Below are 20,663 nucleotides of genomic sequence, written 5' to 3' on the forward strand. Positions count from 1 at the left end.
GGATCGGGCGCGGCGGATCGTACGGACGGGGCCGCGGGCGCGCCCCCGTAGGGAAGAATGCCGCAGGTGACGGACGCAACACACGACGGCCCTCCGGACGCCCTGCCGCCGTTCGCCGAACTGGTGCTCGACCTGACCGAGCGGATTCCACCCGGCCGGGTGATGACCTACGGCGACGTCGCCGAGTACCTCGGCCAGGGCGGCCCCCGACAGGTCGGCCGGGTGATGGCCCTGTACGGCGGCCCGGTGCCCTGGTGGCGGGTCGTCCGCGCGGACGGCCGGCTGCTGCCCGGGCACGAGCACCGCGCCCTCGACCACTACGGCGAGGAGGGCACCCCGCTGCGCGAACTCGCCGACCCGCCCCGGGTCGACCTCAAGCGGGCCCGCTGGGACGGTCGGCCGATTCCCTAGGGGGGCTTGACCGACGGCCGCCGCACGGACCGGACTGACAGCGCGGGACCGTAGGCTCGATACGGGCGGGTCCGACGCGGGCCCGCCCCGCCATGCCCCCTGTTCGACCCCAGGACCCGTTCGTGACCTCCCCGTACCGGCTCGTGCGCAGCCCGCTCGTCCAGCCCGACCCACCCGTGCTGGACGCCTACCAGCGCGCCGTGGTCGAGCACCCCGGCGGGCCGCTGCTGGTGCTGGCCGGGCCGGGCACCGGCAAGACCACCACCCTGGTCGAGGCGGTCGCCCGGCGGATCGAGGACGGCACCGACCCCGAGCGGATCCTCGTCCTCACCTTCAGCCGCAAGGCCGCGACGGAACTGCGCGACCGGATGTCCGGACGGCTCGGCGGCACCGCCGCCGCCCCCCAGGCCACCACCTTCCACTCCTACTGCTACGCCCTGCTGCGCGCCCACCAGGACCCGGAGGACTACGCCGAGCCGCTGCGGCTGCTCTCCGGCCCCGAACAGGACGTCATGGTCCGCGAACTGCTGGCCGGCGGCGCCGAGGACGCCAAGCTCGGCCTCGGCCGGATCGCCTGGCCGCTGGACCTGCGGGCCTGCCTGACCACCCGCGGCTTCGCCGACGAGGTCCGCGCCGTCCTCGCCCGCAGCCGCGAACTCGGCCTCGGCGAAGCCGAACTCGAACGCTTCGCCCAGGGCGTCCAGCGCCCCGACTGGGCCGCCGCCGCGCACTTCCTCGCCGACTACCTCGACGTGCTCGACCTGCGCGGCGTCCTCGACTACGCCGAACTCGTCCACCGCGCCGTGCTGCTCGCCGAGCGCCCCGACGTCGCCGAGCAGCTGCGGCGGCGCTACGACGTCGTCTTCGTCGACGAGTACCAGGACACCGACCCCTCCCAGGTCCGGCTGCTGCGCCGGCTCGCCGGCGGCGGACGCGACCTCGTCGCGGTCGGCGACCCGGACCAGTCGATCTACGCCTTCCGCGGCGCCGACATCAACGGCATCCTCGACTTCCCGCAGACCTTCCGGCAGGCCGACGGCAGCCCCGCCGAGGTCAAGGTGCTGCGGGTCTCCCGCCGCTCCGGCGCCCTGCTGCTCGCCGCCTCCCGGGAGGTCGCCCGCCGGATGCCGATGGGCCGGCTGCCCGCCGACAAGCTCGCCCAGCACCGCGCCCTGCTGCCCTCCCGCGAAGGCGGCAGGGTCGAGGTCTACACCTACCCGACCCCCGGCGCCGAACTCGACTCGATCGCCGACCTGCTGCGCCGCGCCCACCTGGAGGACGGTGTGCCCTGGGGCGAGATGGCCGTGCTCGTCCGGGCCGGCGCCCGCTCCATCCCCGGCGTACGGCGGGCCCTCGGCGCGGCCGGCGTCCCGCTGGAGATCGACGGCGACGACCTGCCGCTGCGCGAGGAGCCGGCCGTCGCCCAGCTGCTGCTCGCCCTGCGGGTCTGCGCCGAACAGGCCGCCCGCGACAAGCAGGGCGACCCGGACGCCCCCGACCCGCTCACCACCGACCTGGCGCACGCCCTGCTCACCGGCCCGCTCGGCGGCCTCGACGGCTCCGACCTGCGCCGCCTCGGCCGTGCCCTGCGCGAGGAGGAACGCGCCGCGCTGCGCGCCGAGGCCAGGGCCCGCCTCCGGACCCCCGAGGGCGGGGCGGACGACGGGAGCGTGCCGACGGACCCCGGCCCCGGCCCCGCCGCCGCCCCCCGCCCGGCCGGCGAACTGATCCGCGAGGCCCTCGCCGAACCCGAGCGCCTCGTCGCCCTCGACCCCGCGCACGCCCGCCGCGCCCGCGACCTCGGCACCCTGCTGCGCAAGGTCCGCGAACTGCTGGCCGGCGGCTGCACCGCCGAGGAGGCGCTCTGGGAGCTGTGGGACGGCAGCCGCCGCTGGCGCGAGCGACTGGAACGGGCCGCCCTGCGCGGCGGCGCGGCCGGCCGCAACGCCGACCGCGACCTGGACGCGCTCTGCGCCCTGTTCGAGACCGCAGCCCGCGCCGAGGAACAGGTCACCGGCCACCGCAGCGCCCTCGACCTGCTCGCCGAACTCGAAGCCCAGGACATCGCCGCCGACACCCTCACCGTCCGGACCGTGCGCCCCGAGGCGGTGCGGCTGATGACCGCCCACCGCTCCAAGGGCCTGGAGTGGCGCCTGGTCGTGGTGGCCGGCGTCCAGGACGGCCTCTGGCCCGACCTGCGCCGCCGCGGCTCCCTGCTGGAGGCCGACCGGATCGGCCGCGACGGCCTCGCCGAACCGCTCTCCCCGGGCGCGCTGCTCGGCGAGGAGCGCCGGCTCTTCTACGTCGCCGCGACCCGCGCCAAGGAACGGCTGATCGTCACCGCCGTCAAGGCCCCCGCCGACGACGGCGACGAACCGTCCCGCTTCCTGCGCGAGCTCTACCGCGAGGACGTCGACCCCAGGACCGGCAGGGTCGTCCGCCGCACCCCGCCGGTCACCGTCGAGGACGTCACCCACCGGCCGCGCCGCCCGCTGTCCGTCGCCGCGCTGGTCGCCGAACTGCGCGCCGTCACCGTCGACCCCGCCCGCTCGCCCGAACTGCGCCGCGCCGCCGCCGAACGCCTCGCCACCCTCGCCGCCGCCACCGATGAGGAGGGGCAGCCGCTGGTCCCCGCCGCCCGCCCCGAGCGCTGGTGGGGCCTGGACGACCCGACCGCCGCCGCCGAGCCGCTGCGCAGCGCCGACGTACCCGTCCGGCTGTCCGGCAGCGGGCTGGAACAGCTGGAGAGCTGCTCCCTGCAGTGGTTCCTGGACAAGGAGGTCAAGGCGCGCGGCGCCGGCTCGGCCGCCCAGGGCTTCGGCAACGTGGTGCACGCCCTCGCCGACGAGGTCGGCTCCGGCCGCACCCCCGCCGACCTCGCCGTGCTCATGGAGCGGCTGGACACCGTCTGGGACGCGCTGGCCTTCGACGCGCCCTGGAAGTCCCAGCAGGAGAAGACCGAGGCCCGCGCCGCCCTGGAGCGCTTCCTCAACTGGCACGTCCTGGAGCGCGGCCGGGACCTCGTCGCCACCGAGCACGGCTTCGACGTCACCCTCGACGTCGGCGGCGTCTCGGTGCGCATCCGCGGCTCGATGGACCGGGTGGAGAAGGACTCCGCCGGGCGGGCCTACGTGGTCGACTTCAAGACCGGCAAGCAGATACCCACCGACAGGTCGCTGCCCGAGCACAAGCAGCTCGCCGTCTACCAGCTCGCCGTCCGGGCCGGCGCCCTCAACGAGCTGCCCGGCTTCCCCGGGCACCCGCCGGACACCGGCGGCGCCGAACTCGTCCACCTGCGCGAGCCCGCCGCCAAGGCCGCCCAGGACACCCCCAAGGTGCAGCACCAGGAGCCGCCGCAGGGCGAGCCCTGGATCGAGAACCTGCTCGCCGAGGCGGCCGGGAAGGTCCTCGCCGAGCGCTTCGTCCCGCAGACCGGCGGCGGCTGCGACCGCTGCACCTTCCGCCGCAGCTGCTCCGCCCAGCGCGACGGGGCGCAGCTCGTGGAGTGAATCCTGTCCGACGCTCCGGTTACGGTTGCGGGGTGACCGCCGTGCTCAGCCATCCCGACCAGCTCAAGGAGCTGCTCGGCATCCCGTTCAACCGGGAGCAGATGGCGGCCGTCGCAGCCCCCCTGGAGCCGGCCGTGATCGTCGCCGGCGCGGGCTCCGGCAAGACCACGGTGATGGCCGCCCGGGTGGTCTGGCTGGTCGGCTCCGGCGCCGTGCGGCCCGAGGAGGTGCTCGGCCTCACCTTCACCAACAAGGCCGCCGGCGAGCTCTCCGAGCGGGTGCGCGCCTCCCTCCTGCGGGCCGGGGTCGTCGACCGGGACGGCGCCGAGCCGCTCGGCGACCCGGAGATCTCCACCTACCACGCCTTCGCCGGGCGCCTGCTCAAGGAGCACGGCCTGCGGATCGGCATCGAACCGGACGTCCGGCTGCTCGCCGACGCCACCCGCTTCCAGCTCGCCGCCAAGGTGCTGCGCACCGCCCGCGGCCCGTTCCCCGCCCTCACCGGCACCTTCGCCAACCTGGTCGCCGACCTGACCGCACTGGACGGCGAACTCGCCGAGCACCTGGTCGAGCCGCAGACCCTGCGCGAGTTCGACGAACGGCTGCTGGACACCCTCGCCACCGTCAAGCTCACCAACGACGACCTGCGGGCCGTCCCGGCCACCGCCCGGGCCCGGCTGGAGCTGCTGCGCCTCGTCGAGGACTACCGGCGCCGCAAGCGCTCCGCCGGGCTGATGGACTTCGGCGACCAGATCGCCGCCGCCGCCCGCCTCGCCCAGCAGCGCCCGGAGGTCGGCGAGCTGCTGCGCGGCCAGTTCAAGGTGGTGCTGCTGGACGAGTACCAGGACACCTCGGTCGCCCAGCGGCTGATGCTCGCCGGCCTGTTCGGCGCCCCCGGCGACGGAACCGGCACCGGCAGCGGCCACCCGGTGACCGCCGTCGGCGACCCCTGCCAGGCGATCTACGGCTGGCGCGGCGCCTCGGTGGCCAACCTCGACGAGTTCCCCCGGCACTTCCCGAAGGCCGACGGCCGCCCCGCCGACCGCTACGCGCTCAGCGAGAACCGCCGCAGCGGCGGCCGCCTGCTCGCCTTCGCCAACGAACTCGCCGCCCCGCTGCGGGAGATGCACGAGGGCGTGGAGGCGCTGCGCCCGGCCCCCGGCGCCGAGCGGGACGGCTACGTGCGCGCGGCGCTGCTGCCCACCCACGCCGAGGAGGTCGACTGGCTGGCCGACTCGATCGCCCACCTGGTGCGCACCGGCACCGCGCCCGGCCGGATCGCCGTGCTGTGCCGCGGCGGCGCGGCCTTCCCGGACATCCACGCCGCGCTGGTCGCCCGGGAGGTGCCGGTCGAGGTGGTCGGCCTCGGCGGGCTGCTGCAGCTGCCCGAGGTGGCCGACCTGGTGGCGGTCTGCGAGGTGCTGCAGGACCCGACCGCCAACGCCGCGCTGGTGCGCCTGCTGATCGGCCCGCGCTGGCGGATCGGCCCGCGCGACCTCGCCCTGCTCGGCCGCCGGGCCGCCGACCTGGTGCGCACCGACCACCCCGAGGGCGTCGAGGCGCTGGCCGCGGCCGTCGCCGAGGCCGACCCGACCGAGGTGGTCTCGCTGGCCGACGCGGTGGAGACCTTCCTCGACGCCTCGGCCGGCGACGAGGGGAAGCCCGACGACCTGCCGTTCTCCGCCGAGGCGCGGGTGCGCTTCGCCCGGCTCGCCGCCGAACTGCGCGACCTGCGCCGCTCGCTCGCCGACCCGCTGATGGACGTGCTGCACCGGGTGCTGTCCGTCACCGGCCTGGAGGTCGAACTCGCCGCCTCCCCACAGGCCCTGGCCGCCCGGCGGCGGGAGACCCTGCACGCCTTCCTGGACGTCGCCGCCTCCTTCGCCGACCTCGACGGCGACCCGGGCCTCGCCGCCTTCCTCGGCTTCCTGCGCGCCGCCCAGGAGTACGAGCGCGGCCTGGACAGCAGCCTGCCCGGCGGCGAGGACACCGTGAAGGTGCTCACCGCGCACAAGTCCAAGGGCCTGGAGTGGGACGTGGTCGCCGTCCCCGGCCTGGTACGGGGCGCGTTCCCGTCGTCCAGCCCGCGCGAACGCTGGACGAGCACCAAGCGCGTGCTCCCGCACGCCCTGCGCGGCGACGCCGAAACGCTGCCCGACGTGCGCGGCGGGTGGAACGGGAAGTCGATGACGGCCTTCAAGAAGGAGCTGGCCGACCACTCCGCCGTCGAGGAACTGCGCCTGGGCTACGTGGCGTTCACCCGCCCCCGGTCGCTGCTGCTGGCCTCCGGGCACTGGTGGGGGCCGAGCCAGAAGACCGTCCGCGGCCCGTCCGACTTCCTGGAGCGGCTGCGCGAGCACTGCGAGCGGCCCGGCGCCGGCGAGGTCGAGCACTGGGCCGAGCAGCCGGAGAAGGGCGCCGAGAACCCGGCGCTGGCCTCCCCGGTCGAGCGCCCCTGGCCGCTGCCGCTGGACCCGGCCGCCCAGCACGCCCGCCGCCGGGTCGCCGAGGTGGTGCGCGCGCGGGTGGCGGGCGCGGCGGCCCCCGAGGCCGAGGAGCTGACCTCCGAGGACCAGCGCCAGGTCGCCTCCTGGGACCGCGATCTGACCGCGCTGCTGGGCGAGTTGGAGCGCTCCCGGCGCACCGCGCGGGACGTTCCGCTGCCCGCCTCGCTGTCCGCCACCCAGCTGCTGCGCCTCGCCGCCGACCCGGACGGCTTCGCGCACGAGCTGGCCCGTCCGATGCCGCGCCCCCCGCAGCCGGCGGCCCGGCGCGGCACCCGCTTCCACGCCTGGGTGCAGTCCCGGATCGAGCCGCTGCTGCTGGTCGAGCCCGGCGCGCTGCCCGGCGCCGACGACGACGGCATCGAGGACGAGCAGGACCTGGAGCGGCTCAAGGAGGCGTTCCTGCGCACCCCGTACGCGCAGCGCAAGCCCCACCGGGTGGAGGCGCCGTTCCAGCTGGTGCTGGCGGGACGGGTGGTGCGGGGACGGATCGACGCGGTCTACCGGGAAGATGACGCGTTGTCGGAATCCGGTGGTGCGTCACGCTACGAAGTGGTGGACTGGAAGACCCACCGGGAGGAGACCGCCGACCCGTTGCAGCTCGCGGTCTACCGGCTGGCCTGGGCCGAGCACGCGGGCGTCGATCCCGAGCAGGTCACGGCTTCCTTCCTGTACGTCCGCAGCGGACGGATCGTCCGTCCCGCAGGACTTCCCGACCGAAAAGAGTTGGAACGGCTCCTGATCGGGAACAGTGACTATTGAGTCACACAGAGCATCCAAGTCATCACGCCAGTGCCCGAAACCTGTGCGTCATGCACGTTTCGCGCCTATTGTGGGGTCGGTAACCGGTCAACCCCCGTGCTCCGGCCGCCAGCGAGGCCCGTATTCCCTGACCCTCAGTCATCACCGCAGGTGCCCTCGGGCATCGGCGTCTTCTGCTGGAGAGACCGAAGTTGAGCGCGACCGGATGGATCAGAGAGCGGTTCACCGGGCCGACACCGGGGCCCGCTCCGCGCGCGACCGGCACCTGGCCGAGGACGGCGCTGGCGCTGCCGTTCATCGGCATGGTGCTGATCGTCGCCCTCGACTACCTCAGCGGCACCGAGGTGACGGTCGAACCGGCCCTCACCGCCGTACCCGCGCTGGCCGCCGTGGTCAGCCGCCGAACCTGGTACCCGCTCGCCATCGGTCTGGGCACCGAGGCGGCGGCCTTCCTGATGGCCTTCCGCAGCGACACGCTCGGCGAATCCGTGCACGCCGCCAGCGTCTTCGCGATCCTGCTCGTCGCCGCGATCGGCTGGGTCAGCGCCACCCTGAGACTGCGCCAGGAACAGGCGCTGGCCGACGCCCAGCTGGTCGCCTCGATCGCCCGCCGGGTGCTGCTGCGGCCCGTCCCCGAACGGGTCGGCACCGTCCGGGCGGCCGTCCACTACGAGGCCGCCGCCGCGCACGCCCGGATCGGCGGCGACCTCTACGAGGTGGTCAACACCCGGCACGGGGTGCGGGCCGTGGTCGGGGACGTCCGCGGCAAGGGCCTCGGCGCGGTGGAGACGGCCGCCGCCGTGCTCGGCGCCTTCCGCGAAGCCGCCCACCAGGAGGCCGCCCTGGACCGGGTGGCCGGCTGGCTGGCCGTCAGCCTCGACCGCGCCCTGCACGAGAACGACCACCCGGGCGTGGAGGAGGAGTTCGTCACCCTGGTGCTGATCGGCGTCCGCCCCGACGGCGCCGCGGAGATCGTCAACTGCGGCCACCCGGCCCCGCTGCTGCTGCGCGGCGGCGAGGTCAGCCCGCTCGAACTCGCCGAGACCGTACCGCCGCTGGGCGTCCTCGACCCGGCCGACGTCCGCCCGCCGGTGCACCGGCTGCTGCTCCAGGGCGAGGACCGGGTCCTGCTGTTCACCGACGGGGTGATCGAGGCCCGCGACCGCGCCGGCGTCTTCTACCCGCTCGCCGAACGCCTCCCGCGCTGCGCCGCCGGCCGCCCGGCCGACGTCCTGCAGCGCCTGCACGAGGACGTGGTGCGCCACGTCGGGCGCCAGCTCGGCGACGACGCGGCCATGCTGCTGCTCCAGTTCGACCCGCCGCCCGCGCTCGGGCCCGGAGCACCCCGGGGCGCGGCCACCGTCCACCTCCCGCAGCAGGCCGGGGTCCTGGCGCGCCACTGAGGCCCTACAGGGACACCTCGACCAGCAGCGGGCGGTGGTCCGACACCACCGCGCGCGGCGCCGCCGCCGGGCCGACCGCCGTCCGCGGCACACCGATCGCCAGCACGTGGTCGAACTGCACCGCGGGCCGGTGCGAGGGGTAGGTCGGCGTGCGCGCCAGGTCGTACCAGCCCTGCAGGCGCGGCCGCGGCTCGCGCACCCGGCGCCGGCGCGGCTCGGTCAGCGCGGGCCGGGCCCGCCGGGCCGCCCGCAGCTCGCGCACCCGCGCCCGCGGCGCGGTGCGCTCCAGCGCCGTCGCCCCGCCGAGCACCGTCCGCGGCACGGCGCCGACCAGGTTGAAGTCGCCCAGCACCAGGTACGGCCGGGGCAGGTCGGCGATCCAGCGCCGGATGCCGGCCAGCTGCGCCATGTTCCAGCCGGGGACGAAGGACAGGTGCGCCGCCACCACGGTGAACGGCCCGTGCTCGCCCTCCAGGACGGCCGCCAGCGCCGCCCGCGGCTCGTCCGGCACCGGGGTCAGCCCGCGCCGCCCGGCCACCCGCAGCGGCAGCCCGAACGGGGCCGGGGCGAACCGGCGGGCCCGCCAGTGCCGGACCGGAAGCCTCGTCAGCAGCGCCGTCCCGTACGAGGGCGCGGCGCCGTCGCCGACCTCGTCCGGCCCGTACACCCGCAGGCCGACCGGACCGGACGGCTCCGGCACCCAGCCCGCGACCGGCGCCGGGCGGCCGTGCAGCGCGGCGGCGAAGCGCCAGTCCTTGGCGCCCATCGCCGCGGCGGCCACCGCCGCCTGGTCGGTGAGGCCGGAGCGCGCCTGGTGGCGGTCCACCTCCTGGAGCGCCAGCACGTCGGCGTCCAGTGCGGCCACCGCCTCGGCCAACGGCCCGCCGGGGTCGGACGGGTAGGGCCGCGGCGCGCCGTCCGGGGCGAGCGGCTGTCCGTGCAACAGATTGAAGGTGGCGATGCGCAACTGGCTCACACCGCACGACGGTACCCGGTCCCCGGGGGAGGGGGGCCCGGCTTGAGGCGGTAGGGCATACCGGGTATACATACTCGGTATGTCCATCCGTCACGGTCTGCTCGCCCTGCTCGACCAGGGCCCGCGCTACGGCTACCAGCTGCGCACCGAGTTCGAGGCGCGCACCGGCGCCACCTGGCCGCTCAACGTCGGGCAGGTCTACACCACGCTGTCGCGACTGGAGCGCGACGGGCTGGTCGAGCCGGCGGGGGAGGACGGCGAGGGCCACCAGTTCTACGCCGCCACCGACGCCGGCCGGGAGGAGCTGCGGTCCTGGTTCGACACCCCGGTGCCCCGGACCAACCCCCCGCGCGACGAACTGGCGATCAAGCTCGCCATGGCGGTCACCGTCCCCGGAGTGGACGTCTCCGCCGTCGTCCAGGGCCAGCGCCGGCACAGCATCAAGGCGCTCCAGGACTACACCCGGCTCAAGGGCCGCGCCCTCGCCGGCGAGAAGCGCCCCGGCGTGGTGCCCTCCGCCAGCAACGACCTCGCCTGGCTGCTCGTCCTCGACCAGCTGATCTTCCAGACCGAAGCGGAGATCCGCTGGCTCGACCACTGCGAGACCCGGCTCGCCCAGCAGGCCGAACTCCTGCAGGCCCGCACCGCCGAGGCCGCCCGCGACGACGGCGCGCCCGCGAAACGCGGCCGCCGCCTGCGGGCCTGAGCCCACCGCCCGAGCGCATCGCTTGAGCCCACCGCTCGAGCCCACCGCTCGAGCCCACCGCCTGAGTCCGCGCGCGTGAGTCCGCGCGCCACCCGAACCACCAGGCTCGGCCCGACTCCGAGCCCACACCCAGCACAAGGGGGGAATTCGTGTCCCACACCCAAGAGGCCCGGCAGATGCCGGTGCTCCACCTGGAGAACGTCACCCGGGTCCACGGCCACGGCGCCGCCGAGGTCCAGGCCCTGCGCGGCGTCGACCTCAAGGTCCACCCCGGCGAGTTCGTCGCCGTCATGGGCCCCTCCGGGTCCGGCAAGTCGACCCTGCTCACCCTGGCCGGCGGCCTGGACACCCCGAGCGGCGGCCAGGTCCTGGTCGAGGGCGTCGCCCTCGGCGGCCTCAACCGCAAGAAGCTCGCCCAGGTCCGCCGCCGCTCCGTCGGCTACGTCTTCCAGGACTACAACCTGATCCCGGCGCTCACCGCCGCCGAGAACATCTCGCTGCCGCGCGAACTCGACGGGCTGTCCACCCGCGCCGCCCGCCGCGAGGCCCTCGTCGCCCTGGAGGAGCTCGGCATCCCCGAGCTCGCCGACCGCTTCCCCGACGACATGTCCGGCGGCCAGCAGCAGCGCGTCGCCATCGCCCGCGCCCTGATCGGCGACCGCCGCCTCGTCCTCGCCGACGAGCCCACCGGCGCCCTCGACTCCACCACCGGCGAAGCCGTGCTCGCCGTCCTGCGCGCCCGCTGCGACGCCGGCGCCGCCGCCATGATGGTCACCCACGAGGCCCGGCACGCCGCCTGGGCCGACCGGGTCGTCTTCCTGCGCGACGGCCGGATGGTCGACGAGTCCGTCAGCCAGGACGCCGCCAGCCTGCTCGTCACCGCCGCCGGCAACGCCCTGAAGGTGGACGAGTGAAGCTCAGCGCCTGGCGGGTCGCCCTGCGCATAGCCCGCCGCGACGCCCTGCGCGCCAAGGGCCGCAGCGCCCTCGTCATCGCGATGGTCGCCCTGCCCGTCCTCGGCGTCACCGGCGCCGACGTCGTCTTCCGCAGCGCCGAGCTCACGCCCACCGAACAGGTGGCGCGGCTCATCGGCCAGGCCGCCGGCGAGCTGAGCGTGGTCGAGGCCGGCTCCACCGTCAAGCAGGCGCCGGACCCCGACAAGGGCTTCACCGTCAAGGACCCCAAGGACGACGCCAAGGAGGGCGAAGCCCCCGCGTACACCCCCGTCCAGCGGCGCTCCCTGGACACCGCCCCCGCCGAGCTGGCCCGCCAGCTGCTCCCGGCCGGCGCCGTCCTGGTGCCGGAGCTCTCGGGCCCGTACACCGCCGCGAGCAGCGCCCAGGGCCTGCTCAGCACCCGGGTCGGCGAGGCCGACCTGACCGACCCGGTCTGGCAGGGCCGGGTGAACCTGGTCCAGGGCCGCGCCCCGGCCGCCGACACCGAGGCCGCCGTCACCACGGACTTCCTCAAGCGCTCCGGCCTCAAGGTCGGCGACAAGACCGCCGTCCGCGGCCTGGAGTCCGCCCCCTTCACCATCAGCGGCGCCTACGAGTACCCCGGTGAGCTGCGGGCCACCGAACTGACCGCCCGCCCCGGCACCCTGCTGGAGCGGCTCGCCAAGGCCACCAGGACGGACAACGCCCGCGAGGCCGGCACCGAGACCTCCCGCTGGCTCGTCAAGCTCCCGGCCGGGGCCGCGCTCGACTGGAACAAGGTCAAGGAGGTCAACGAGTACGGCTTCACCGTGACCTCCCGCGCCGTCCTGCTCGACCCGCCGGCCCGCGCCGAGGTCCCCTACTACGTCGAGCAGAAGTCGCGCGGCGGCGAGGAGACCTCCTACCTCAACCGGACCGACGTCGTCATCCTCGCCACCGTCGTCGGCATGGCCCTGCTGGAGATCGTCCTCCTCGCGGGCCCCGCCTTCGCCGTCGGCGCACGGCGCTCGCGGCGGCAGCTCGGGCTGCTGGCCGCGGCCGGCGGTGAACGCGCCAACGTCCGCTCGGTCGTGCTCGGCGGCGGCATCGTCCTCGGCGTCACCGGCGCCCTGGTCGGCCTCGGCCTGGGCGTCGGCCTGGTCGCCCTGCTGCGCACCAGCGCCGAGGACTACTCCGGCAAGCGCTTCGGCCACTTCAACCTGCAGCCGCTCGACCTGCTCGGCATCCTCCTGGTCGGTCTCGTCACCGGCCTGCTGGCCGCCGTCGTGCCCGCCGTCCAGGCCTCCCGCCAGGACGTCGTCGCCGCGCTGACCGGCCGCGACACGCTCAAGCCGCCGAGCCGCAAGCTCGCCGTCCTCGGTCTGCTGATGCTCGGCGGCGGCGCCGCCCTCGCCCTGTTCGGCGCGACCAGCGGCATCGGCAACCGCAGCGTCGCCGTCCTCGGCGGCTCGGTCGTCGCGGAGCTCGGCATGGTCGTCCTGACGCCCTACCTGGTCGGGCTCTTCGGCCGGCTCGGCCGCTGGCTCTCGCTCGGCCCCCGGCTCGCCCTGCGCGACTCGGTGCGCCACCGCGGCCGCACCGCGCCCGCCGTGGCCGCCGTGATGGCCGCCGTCGCCGGCTCCGTCGCGGTCAGCGTCTACATGGCCAGCTACGAGGAGCAGAACCGGCGCGACTACGTCGCCTCCGGGCCCTCCAAGGCCGTCATGCTCGGCAGCGGCTGGATGACCGACGCCGACAGCAAGCTGCTGCCGCAGGCGCGCGAGGCCGTCGAACGCAGCATCCCCGACCTCGGCCAGCGCGCCGACGTCCAGCGCGTCGAGCCCAAGGGCAACTGCCCCGACGGCAGCTTCTGCGGCTACATCAGGGTCGAGGTGCCCAAGGCGGACCGCTGCCCCGCCCTCGACCCGACCAACGAGCTCGACCCCGCGGAGCACTACCGGATCATGGGGACGGACCCGCGCTGCAAGTCGGACAACCGCCGCAGCACCCCGTACACCGCGCTGGTCGCCGGCGACGCCACCCTGCTGCGCAACCTCTACGGCGTCACCGACCAGGGGGCCGGCCAGGCCCTCGCGGCCGGCAAGGCCGTGGTCTTCGACCCCCGGTACCTCAAGGACGGCAAGCTCGCCCTCCAGTACACCCTGCCGGTCCACCCCGATTCGAGCGGCAACTCCCGGGAGAAGCCGGTCACCACCGAGATCGCCGTGGACGCCGTCCTCGTCGACTCCTCGGTGCCGGCCCCGGGCCAGGCCGTGGTCAGCCCGGCCACCGCGGCCCGGCTCGGCTTCGCCACCGCTCCGGCCGGCTCGGTCTGGCTGCCCGCCGCGATGCCCTCCGACGGCGCCCAGCAGAAGGCCGACGGCGCGATGGCCAAGCTCACCGACCACACGATGCTCAAGATCGAACGCGGCTACGAGTCCCGGGCCGGACTGGTCCAGCTCGGCCTGAACGTCTTCGCCGCCATCGTCGCCCTCGGCGCGGCCGGCATCGCCACCGGACTGGCCGCCGCCGACTCCCAGCGCGACCTGACCACCCTCGCGGCGGTCGGCGCCGAACCCCGCATCCGGCGCTCGCTGTCCGGCTTCCAGTGCGGGGTGATCGCCGCCATGGGCGCCCTGCTCGGCGCGGTCTGCGGCGTGGTGCCGGGGGTGGCGCTGCGCAAGGTCGAGGCCGCGACGGGCGGCTACCCCGGGATGAGCGCCGCCGAGCTGGCCAACAAGGCGATCGTGGTCTTCCCGTGGCCCACCATCGCCGCCACCGTGGTGCTGCTGCCGCTGCTCGCGGCCGGCCTGGCCGCCGTGATGACCCGCTCGCGGATCACCCTGCTGCGCCGCTCGGGCTGAGCCCGGCGCACCCGTCCGTCACCCCCGTCGCGCACCCCTGTCGCGGCGGGGGTGACGCATGTTACAGAGCCGGGAACGCCCGGCAGCCGGACGGCCGGGGCGGGCACCCGCACGGGCGAACTACAGTCGTCGGTATGACGAGAACCCCGGACAGCGTCGTCCGCTCCTACATCGACCAGCACCAGGCCGCGTTCCTCGCCGACCTCTCCGAGTGGCTGGCCATCCCCTCCGTCTCCGCCGACCCGGCCCGGGCCGGCGAGGTGCGGCGCTCGGCCGAGTGGCTGGCCGCCAAGCTGGGGGAGACCGGCTTCCCGGTCGCCGAGGTGTGGGAGACCGACGGACTGCCGGCGGTGTTCGCCGAGTGGCCCTCCGGGGACCCGTCCGCGCCGACCGTCCTGGTCTACGGGCACCACGACGTGCAGCCCGCGGCCCGGGAGGACGGCTGGGACACCGAGCCGTTCACCCCGACCGTGGTCGACGGCCGGCTGTACGCGCGCGGCGCCGCCGACGACAAGGGCCAGGTGTTCTTCCACACCCTGGGGGTGCGCGCCCACCTGGCCGCCACCGGCCGCACCGCGCCGGCCGTCAACCTCAAGCTGCTGATCGAGGGCGAGGAGGAGTCCGGCTCGCCGAACTTCGCCGACCTGGTCCGGCGCGAGGCCGGGCGGCTGGCCGCCGACGTGGTCGTCATCTCGGACACCGGCATGTGGTCCGCGACCACGCCGACCGTCTGCACCGGCATGCGCGGCCTGGCCGACGCCCAGATCGACCTGTACGGGCCGGACACCGACATCCACTCCGGCTCCTTCGGCGGCGCCGTCCCCAACCCGGCCCAGGTCGCGGCCGAGCTGGCCGCCGCCCTGCACGACGCCGACCGCAGGGTCGCGATCCCGGGCTTCTACGACGGCGTCGTCGAGCTGACCGAGACCGAGCGCGAGCTGTTCGCCGAGCTGCCCTTCGACGAGGAGCAGTGGCTGCGGGTCGCCAAGTCGTACGGCACCCGCGGCGAGGCCGGCTACTCCACCCTGGAGCGGATCTGGGCCCGCCCGACCGCCGAGGTCAACGGCATCTGGGGCGGCTACACCGGCCCCGGCGGCAAGACCATCGTCCCCGCCTCGGCACACCTCAAGCTGTCCTTCCGGCTGGTCGCCGGGCAGGAGGTGGAGCAGGTCCGCGGCGCGGTGCGGGACTGGGTGGCCGGGCGGGTGCCCGAGGGCGTCCGGTACGAGCTGGTCTTCCCCGGCGCGACCCGGCCCTGCCTGACCCCGCTGGACCACCCGGCGCTCCAGTCCACCGTCCGGGCGATGGGGCGGGCCTTCGAGCAGAAGATCCTCTTCACCCGCGAGGGCGGCTCCGGCCCGGCCGCCGACCTCCAGGACGCGCTGGGCGCGCCGGTGCTGTTCCTCGGCATCTCGGTGCCCTCGGACGGCTGGCACTCGGTCAACGAGAAGGTCGAGCTGGACCTGCTGGCCAAGGGCGTGGAGACGGCCGCGTACCTCTGGGGCGACCTGGCCGAGAACTTTCGGCCGGGGGCATGACACCCACCGCGCGCACCATGGCAGCCAGATCACTCATCCGGATGATTCACCACGTGGGGATGGAACAGACGTGAGCACCGTGCCTGAGACCGAGCGCCCGCTGCCCCTGGCCCTGGCCCGGTCCGGGGTGGACCGGGCGGCCGAGCACCGCCTCGACGAGCCCTGGCTGGCGGCCGCCTGGAGCCACCCGAACACCCGGGTCCTGCCGATCGCCGGCGGCGAGGCGTTCGTGGTCGACACCGCGCAGGGCACCGAACTCGTGCTGATGCCCTCCTTCGAGGCCCCGCAGACCGGCGACCGGTACTTCCTCGGCACCGACCAGGACGGCGTCTCGTACTTCGCGCTGGCCGGCGAGAGCCTGCCCGGGCGGCTGGACGGCGACGCCCGGCCGGCCGGGCTGCGCGAGGTCGGCGGGCTGCTGTCGGACCGGGACGCCGGGCTGCTGGTGCACGCCGTGGCGCTGGAGCACTGGCACCGGCTGCACAGCTTCTGCTCGCGCTGCGGGCACCCGACCGAGAAGGCCGGCGCCGGGCACGTGCGGCGCTGCACCTCCTGCGCGGCCGAGCACTACCCGCGCACCGACCCGGCGGTGATCATGGTGATCACCGACGAGCGGGACCGCTGCCTGCTCGGCCGCCAGGCGCTGTGGCCGGAGGGCCGCTGGTCGACGCTGGCCGGCTTCGTCGAGCCGGGGGAGTCGATCGAGCAGGCGGTGGCCCGCGAGGTGCACGAGGAGGCGGGCGTCAAGGTCGGCGAGGTGCGCTACGTGGCCAGCCAGCCCTGGCCGTTCCCGTCCAGCCTGATGCTCGGCTTCCTGGGCCGGGCGCTGCCCGGCGGCACCGAGATCACCGTGGACGGCGAGGAGCTGGCCGAGGCGCGCTGGTTCTCCCGCGAGGAGCTGCGCGCCGGGATGGAGGCGGGCGAGATCCTGCCGCCGTCCGGCATCTCGATCGCCCGGCACCTGGTCGAGCTCTGGTACGGGGAGCCGCTGCCCTCGGCGGCGCGCTGGTAATCCAGGACGAAAGGGGGGCGCGTGGTCAATTCCATGCGCCCCCCTTTTTCTCTCCAACCCCTTCCCGAATTCACCACGACCAGCTGTTCGTATCCGGACGGGCCAGTTCTGCTACCGGAAGGGGTCGGCGCGGGGGCGCATTCAACCCGCTCGGACGATATTGCCGGAAACGGCTGATACCGGCTCACCGCGCTCGCTACATTCACGAGGGTGACAATCCCCCGGGGCACCGCCCAATCCCCCAAATACCAGCGCCTCGCCGCCGACCTGCGCCGCCGGATCGCCGAGGGCGAGTTCACCGCCGACGCCGCCCTGCCGGTCGAGAGCGAACTGGAGCGCCAGTACGGCGTCGCCCGCAACACCGTCCGGCTCGCCGTCGACGTCCTGGTCAACGAGGGCCGCCTGGTCCGCCTCCAGGGCAAGGGCACGTACCTGCGCGAACACCCCGTCCTGGACCACCGCGCCTACGGCCCCGGCCTGACCCCCGCGCCGCGCGACTGCCTCGCCGCGCCCTCCGACGTCTACCTCGGCGAGGCCGCCGAAGCCGGGCGGGAACTCGGCACCGACTTCGAGATGATGATCGTCCGGGCCCGGGTGGACATCGCCGAACGGCTCGGGCTGCGCCCCGGCGAGGCCATCGTGGTCCGCCGCCAGCTGCGGCTGCTCGACCGCGAGCCGTACTCCATCGAGGAGAGCCACTACCGGGCCGGCCTCGCCGCCGGCACCCCGCTGATGGAGCCCGACCCCGTCGAGGGCGGCGACGAGGCGGTGCTCGCCACCCTCGGACGCACCGAGATCGGCGCGGTGGACCACCTGGTCGCGCGGATGCCGGGCCCCGAGGAGGCCCAGTGGTTCCAGGGCGGCCCCGGCGTGCCGCTGATGGTGCAGACCCGCGTCACCTACGACCGGCGCGGGCCGGTGCGGGTCATCGAGACCCGCTACTCGGCCGACCGCAGCCGGCTCGTCTACGGCGTCGGCGACCTCGGCGCCCGCACCACCCTGCCCGCGCCCGCCGCGCCCGTCGACCCGGCCCGGGCCGACGCGCCGTGACGCGCGCCGGCCCCGGCGGCCCGGGCCCGCGGGGCCCGGGTCGGGGCCGGTCGGGCCCGGGCCCGGCGGGTTCGCGCCCGGCGGGTGTGGACCCGGTGGGGTCAGGACGCCAGGGCCTTCTTGACCTGCAGCAGGCTCGGGTTGGTCATCACGACCCGCTCGCCGCCGCCCACCGGCGTCACCAGCACCGTCGGGACGGTCTGGTTCCCGTTGTTCACCGACTCGACGAAGGACGCCGACGCCGGGTCCTCCTCGATGTTGATCTCGGTGTAGCCGATGCCTTCACGGTCCAGCTGGCTCTTGAGTCGGTTGCAGTACCCACACCAGGTCGTGCTGTACATCGTCACGGTGCCGGACATCGAGGGGGCTCCTTCGAAAGAGGGGGGCGTACGGTCACCGGCAGGAACGTCCACCGGGCGGCGGACATTCCGGAGCGCCGTCGACCGTCGCGCGGAGTGATCATCCTGCGATCGCACCGGGCCTGTGGACAACCCCGTCCGCGATGTCCCCCCGGGCTGAGAGGATGGAACGCATGCAGGAAGACCTCTTGAGCGGCAGCCCCTACGACGGCCCCCACGGCTCCCCCTGGGCCGACCCCGGTGCCGACACGGGCCCGGACGCGGTGCTCGCCGGGCTCGACCCCGAGCAGCGCGCCGTCGCCACCGCCCTGCACGGTCCCGTCTGCGTCCTGGCCGGCGCCGGCACCGGCAAGACCCGCGCCATCACCCACCGGATCGCCTACGGCGTGCGCAGCGGCGTCTACCACCCCCAGCAGGTCCTCGCCGTCACCTTCACCGCCCGCGCCGCCGGCGAGATGCGCGGCCGGCTGCGCCAGCTCGGCGCCGACGGCGTCCAGGCCCGCACCTTCCACGCCGCCGCGCTGCGCCAGCTCCAGTACTTCTGGCCGCGCGCCGTCGGCGGCCCCGTCCCCCAGCTCCTGGAACGCAAGGTCCAGCTCGTCGCCGAGGCCGCCGGCCGCTGCGGCCTGCGCGTCCAGCGCACCGAACTGCGCGACCTCACCGCCGAGATCGAATGGGCCAAGGTCACCCAGATCGCCCCCGAGGACTACCCCGCGGCCGTCGCCAAGTCCGGCCGCGAGGCCCCCCGCGACCCGGCCGAGACCGCCCAGGTCTACCGCGTCTACGAGGAGGCCAAGAGCCGCCGCGGCAGCATGGACTTCGAGGACGTCCTGCTGCTCACCGCCGCCATCCTGGAGGACCGCCCGGACATCGCCGACCAGGTCCGCTCCCAGTACCGGCACTTCACCGTCGACGAGTACCAGGACGTCTCCCCGCTCCAGCAGCGCCTGCTCGACCGGTGGACCGGCCCCGACGGCGGCGCCAGCCTCTGCGTCGTCGGCGACGCCAGCCAGACCATCTACTCCTTCACCGGCGCCACCCCCGACTACCTGCTCAACTTCCGCACCCGGCACCCCGAGGCGACGGTGGTCAAGCTGGTCCGCGACTACCGCTCCACCCCCCAGGTCGTCCACCTCGCCAACGGGCTGCTCGCCCAGGCGCGCGGCGAGGCCGCCCGGCACCGCCTGGAGCTCGTCTCCCAGCGCGAGGCCGGCCCCGAGCCGGTCTACACCGAGTACGAGGACGAGCCCACCGAGGCCGAGACCACCGGCCGCCGGATCAAGGACCTGCTCGCCGCCGGGGTGCGCGCCAGCGAGATCGCCGTGCTGTTCCGCACCAACGGCCAGTCCGAGGTCTACGAGCAGGCCCTCGCCGACCTCGGCGTGCCCTACCAGCTCAAGGGCGCGGAACGGTTCTTCGAGCGCCCCGAGGTCCGGGACGCCGGCGTGCTGCTGCGCGGCGCCGCCCGGGCCGCCTCCGACCCGCTCACCGACGACGCCCCCGACCTGGCCGGCCAGGTCCGCGCGGTCCTGGCCACCCGCGGCTTCACCGCCGAGCCCCCGGCCGGCTCCGGCGCCGTCCGGGACCGCTGGGAGTCGCTGGCCGCCCTGGTCCGGCTGGCCGAGGAGTTCGAGCGCACCCGCACCGCGGCCGGCCAGACCACCGACCTCGCCGCCTACGTCGCCGAGCTGGACGCCCGGGCCGCGGCCCAGCACGCCCCGGCCGTCGAGGGCGTCACGCTCGCCTCGCTGCACGCCGCCAAGGGCCTCGAATGGGACGCCGTCTTCCTGGTCGGCCTCACCGAGGGCACCCTGCCGATCATCTACGCCAAGACCGACGAGCAGGTCGAGGAGGAACGTCGCCTCCTCTACGTCGGCGTCACCCGGGCCCGCAAGCACCTCAGCCTCTCCTGGGCGCTCTCCCGCTCCCCGGGCGGCCGGGCCAGCCGCAAGCCGACCCGCTTCCTGGACGGGCTGCGCCCCGGCTCCGCCGCCCCGGGCGCGCGCACCGGCGCGCGCGGCGGGCGGGGGGGCGTCGAGCCCGGCGAGCGCTCCGCCGGGCGGCGGGCCCGCGGACCGGTCAAGTGCCGGGTCTGCGACAAGGTGCTCACCGAGGCCGTCGAGCGCAAGCTGCGCCGCTGCGAGAGCTGCCCGTCCACGATGGACGAGGGGCTGTACGAGCGGCTGCGCGAGTGGCGGGCCCGGCAGGCGAAGAAGCAGGGCGCGCCGGCCTACGTGGTGTTCACCGACGCCACGCTGATGGCGATCGCCGAGGACGTGCCCGCCGGCCGCGGTGAGCTGGCGGCCATCTCCGGGGTCGGCGCGATGAAGCTGGACAAGTACGGGGCCGCCGTGCTCTCGTTGTGTGCGGGGGAGGAGCCCGAGGAGGATCCGGACGACGTCGAGGACGGCGGTCCGGCCGATCAGGCCTGAGCAGGTCCGAGCGCGGTCCCAGGGGCCGCTCCGAGGGTTTCGGAACCCGTCGTGTGACGTGCCGAAGAACTCGCGTGAAAAATAGTTTGCGCCGCGTACCGGGAGCGCAATAGCCTGCCGGAGCGGTCAAGGGGACGCGGTCGCACGGGGTGAAACCTGTGCCGATGCCCCTCGCCCGAGAGCTTTACCGAGACAGACATCCGAACATTCGGAGCCAGGGAGA

The 20,663-nt window shown here is 75.1% G+C and carries 13 protein-coding genes; 11 read left to right on the top strand and 2 right to left on the bottom strand.

What is annotated here, in order from left to right; translation table 11 throughout:
- Positions 1 to 57 precede the first annotated feature (57 nt).
- From ACFVU7_RS06165 to ACFVU7_RS06180, 4 genes are all read left to right on the top strand, one after another.
- Entirely contained in the window at positions 58 to 411 is a 354-nt protein-coding gene (locus tag ACFVU7_RS06165) for an MGMT family protein (RefSeq protein ID WP_049657293.1), read from the top strand.
- A gap of 92 nt (positions 412 to 503) precedes the next feature.
- On the top strand, positions 504 to 3,920 hold the full coding sequence (locus tag ACFVU7_RS06170; RefSeq protein WP_388044494.1) for an ATP-dependent helicase: 3,417 nt from the start codon (positions 504 to 506) through the stop codon (positions 3,918 to 3,920).
- 32 nt (positions 3,921 to 3,952) lie between these two features.
- Positions 3,953 to 7,186: a UvrD-helicase domain-containing protein gene (locus tag ACFVU7_RS06175; protein WP_387968400.1), complete on the top strand. Its 3,234-nt coding sequence runs from the start codon at positions 3,953 to 3,955 to the stop codon at positions 7,184 to 7,186.
- A gap of 191 nt (positions 7,187 to 7,377) precedes the next feature.
- Positions 7,378 to 8,589, top strand: a complete 1,212-nt coding sequence (locus tag ACFVU7_RS06180; RefSeq protein WP_143204490.1) for a PP2C family protein-serine/threonine phosphatase — start codon at positions 7,378 to 7,380, stop codon at positions 8,587 to 8,589.
- Between the two features lie 4 nt (positions 8,590 to 8,593).
- On the opposite strand, the gene ACFVU7_RS06185 is transcribed toward ACFVU7_RS06180, so the two are convergent.
- Entirely contained in the window at positions 8,594 to 9,565 is a 972-nt protein-coding gene (locus tag ACFVU7_RS06185; protein WP_387821865.1) for an endonuclease/exonuclease/phosphatase family protein, read from the bottom strand.
- A 79-nt stretch (positions 9,566 to 9,644) separates the two neighbouring features.
- On the opposite strand from ACFVU7_RS06185, the gene ACFVU7_RS06190 reads away from it, so the two are divergent.
- The 6 genes from ACFVU7_RS06190 (at position 9,645) to ACFVU7_RS06215 (ending at position 17,649) form a co-directional block, all read left to right on the top strand.
- A complete protein-coding gene (locus tag ACFVU7_RS06190; RefSeq protein ID WP_049656855.1) occupies positions 9,645 to 10,271 on the top strand; it encodes a PadR family transcriptional regulator in 627 nt (208 codons plus the stop codon).
- Between the two features lie 176 nt (positions 10,272 to 10,447).
- Complete coding sequence (locus ACFVU7_RS06195) at positions 10,448 to 11,185, top strand: ABC transporter ATP-binding protein (RefSeq protein WP_380742220.1); 738 nt, start codon at positions 10,448 to 10,450, stop codon at positions 11,183 to 11,185.
- Positions 11,182 to 14,049, top strand: coding sequence for an FtsX-like permease family protein (locus ACFVU7_RS06200; RefSeq protein ID WP_388044495.1), 2,868 nt, complete (start codon positions 11,182 to 11,184; stop codon positions 14,047 to 14,049). The genes ACFVU7_RS06195 and ACFVU7_RS06200 overlap by 4 nt, the downstream gene beginning before the upstream one ends.
- 134 nt (positions 14,050 to 14,183) lie before the next feature.
- Complete coding sequence (locus tag ACFVU7_RS06205; RefSeq protein WP_388044496.1) at positions 14,184 to 15,587, top strand: dipeptidase; 1,404 nt, start codon at positions 14,184 to 14,186, stop codon at positions 15,585 to 15,587.
- Between the two features lie 70 nt (positions 15,588 to 15,657).
- The gene (gene nudC, locus ACFVU7_RS06210; RefSeq protein ID WP_388044497.1) at positions 15,658 to 16,599 is read left to right on the top strand and encodes an NAD(+) diphosphatase; all 942 of its coding nucleotides are present in this window, start codon (positions 15,658 to 15,660) and stop codon (positions 16,597 to 16,599) included.
- 210 nt (positions 16,600 to 16,809) lie between these two features.
- Positions 16,810 to 17,649 carry a GntR family transcriptional regulator gene (locus tag ACFVU7_RS06215; protein WP_074001394.1) on the top strand — a complete coding sequence of 280 codons (840 nt, stop codon included), beginning with the start codon at positions 16,810 to 16,812 and terminating at the stop codon, positions 17,647 to 17,649.
- A 101-nt stretch (positions 17,650 to 17,750) separates the two neighbouring features.
- Here ACFVU7_RS06215 and ACFVU7_RS06220 read toward each other — a convergent pair whose 3' ends face one another.
- Positions 17,751 to 18,008 carry a mycoredoxin gene (locus tag ACFVU7_RS06220; RefSeq protein WP_049660517.1) on the bottom strand — a complete coding sequence of 86 codons (258 nt, stop codon included), beginning with the start codon at positions 18,006 to 18,008 and terminating at the stop codon, positions 17,751 to 17,753.
- A 263-nt stretch (positions 18,009 to 18,271) separates the two neighbouring features.
- Here ACFVU7_RS06220 and ACFVU7_RS06225 point away from each other — a divergent pair, with 263 nt between their 5' ends.
- Positions 18,272 to 20,440, top strand: coding sequence for an ATP-dependent DNA helicase UvrD2 (locus ACFVU7_RS06225; RefSeq protein WP_259316914.1), 2,169 nt, complete (start codon positions 18,272 to 18,274; stop codon positions 20,438 to 20,440).
- Positions 20,441 to 20,663: the final 223 nt, after the last annotated feature.

The organism is Kitasatospora sp. NPDC058046 (genome assembly GCF_042885595.1).
Taxonomy (GTDB): Bacteria; Actinomycetota; Actinomycetes; order Streptomycetales; family Streptomycetaceae; genus Kitasatospora.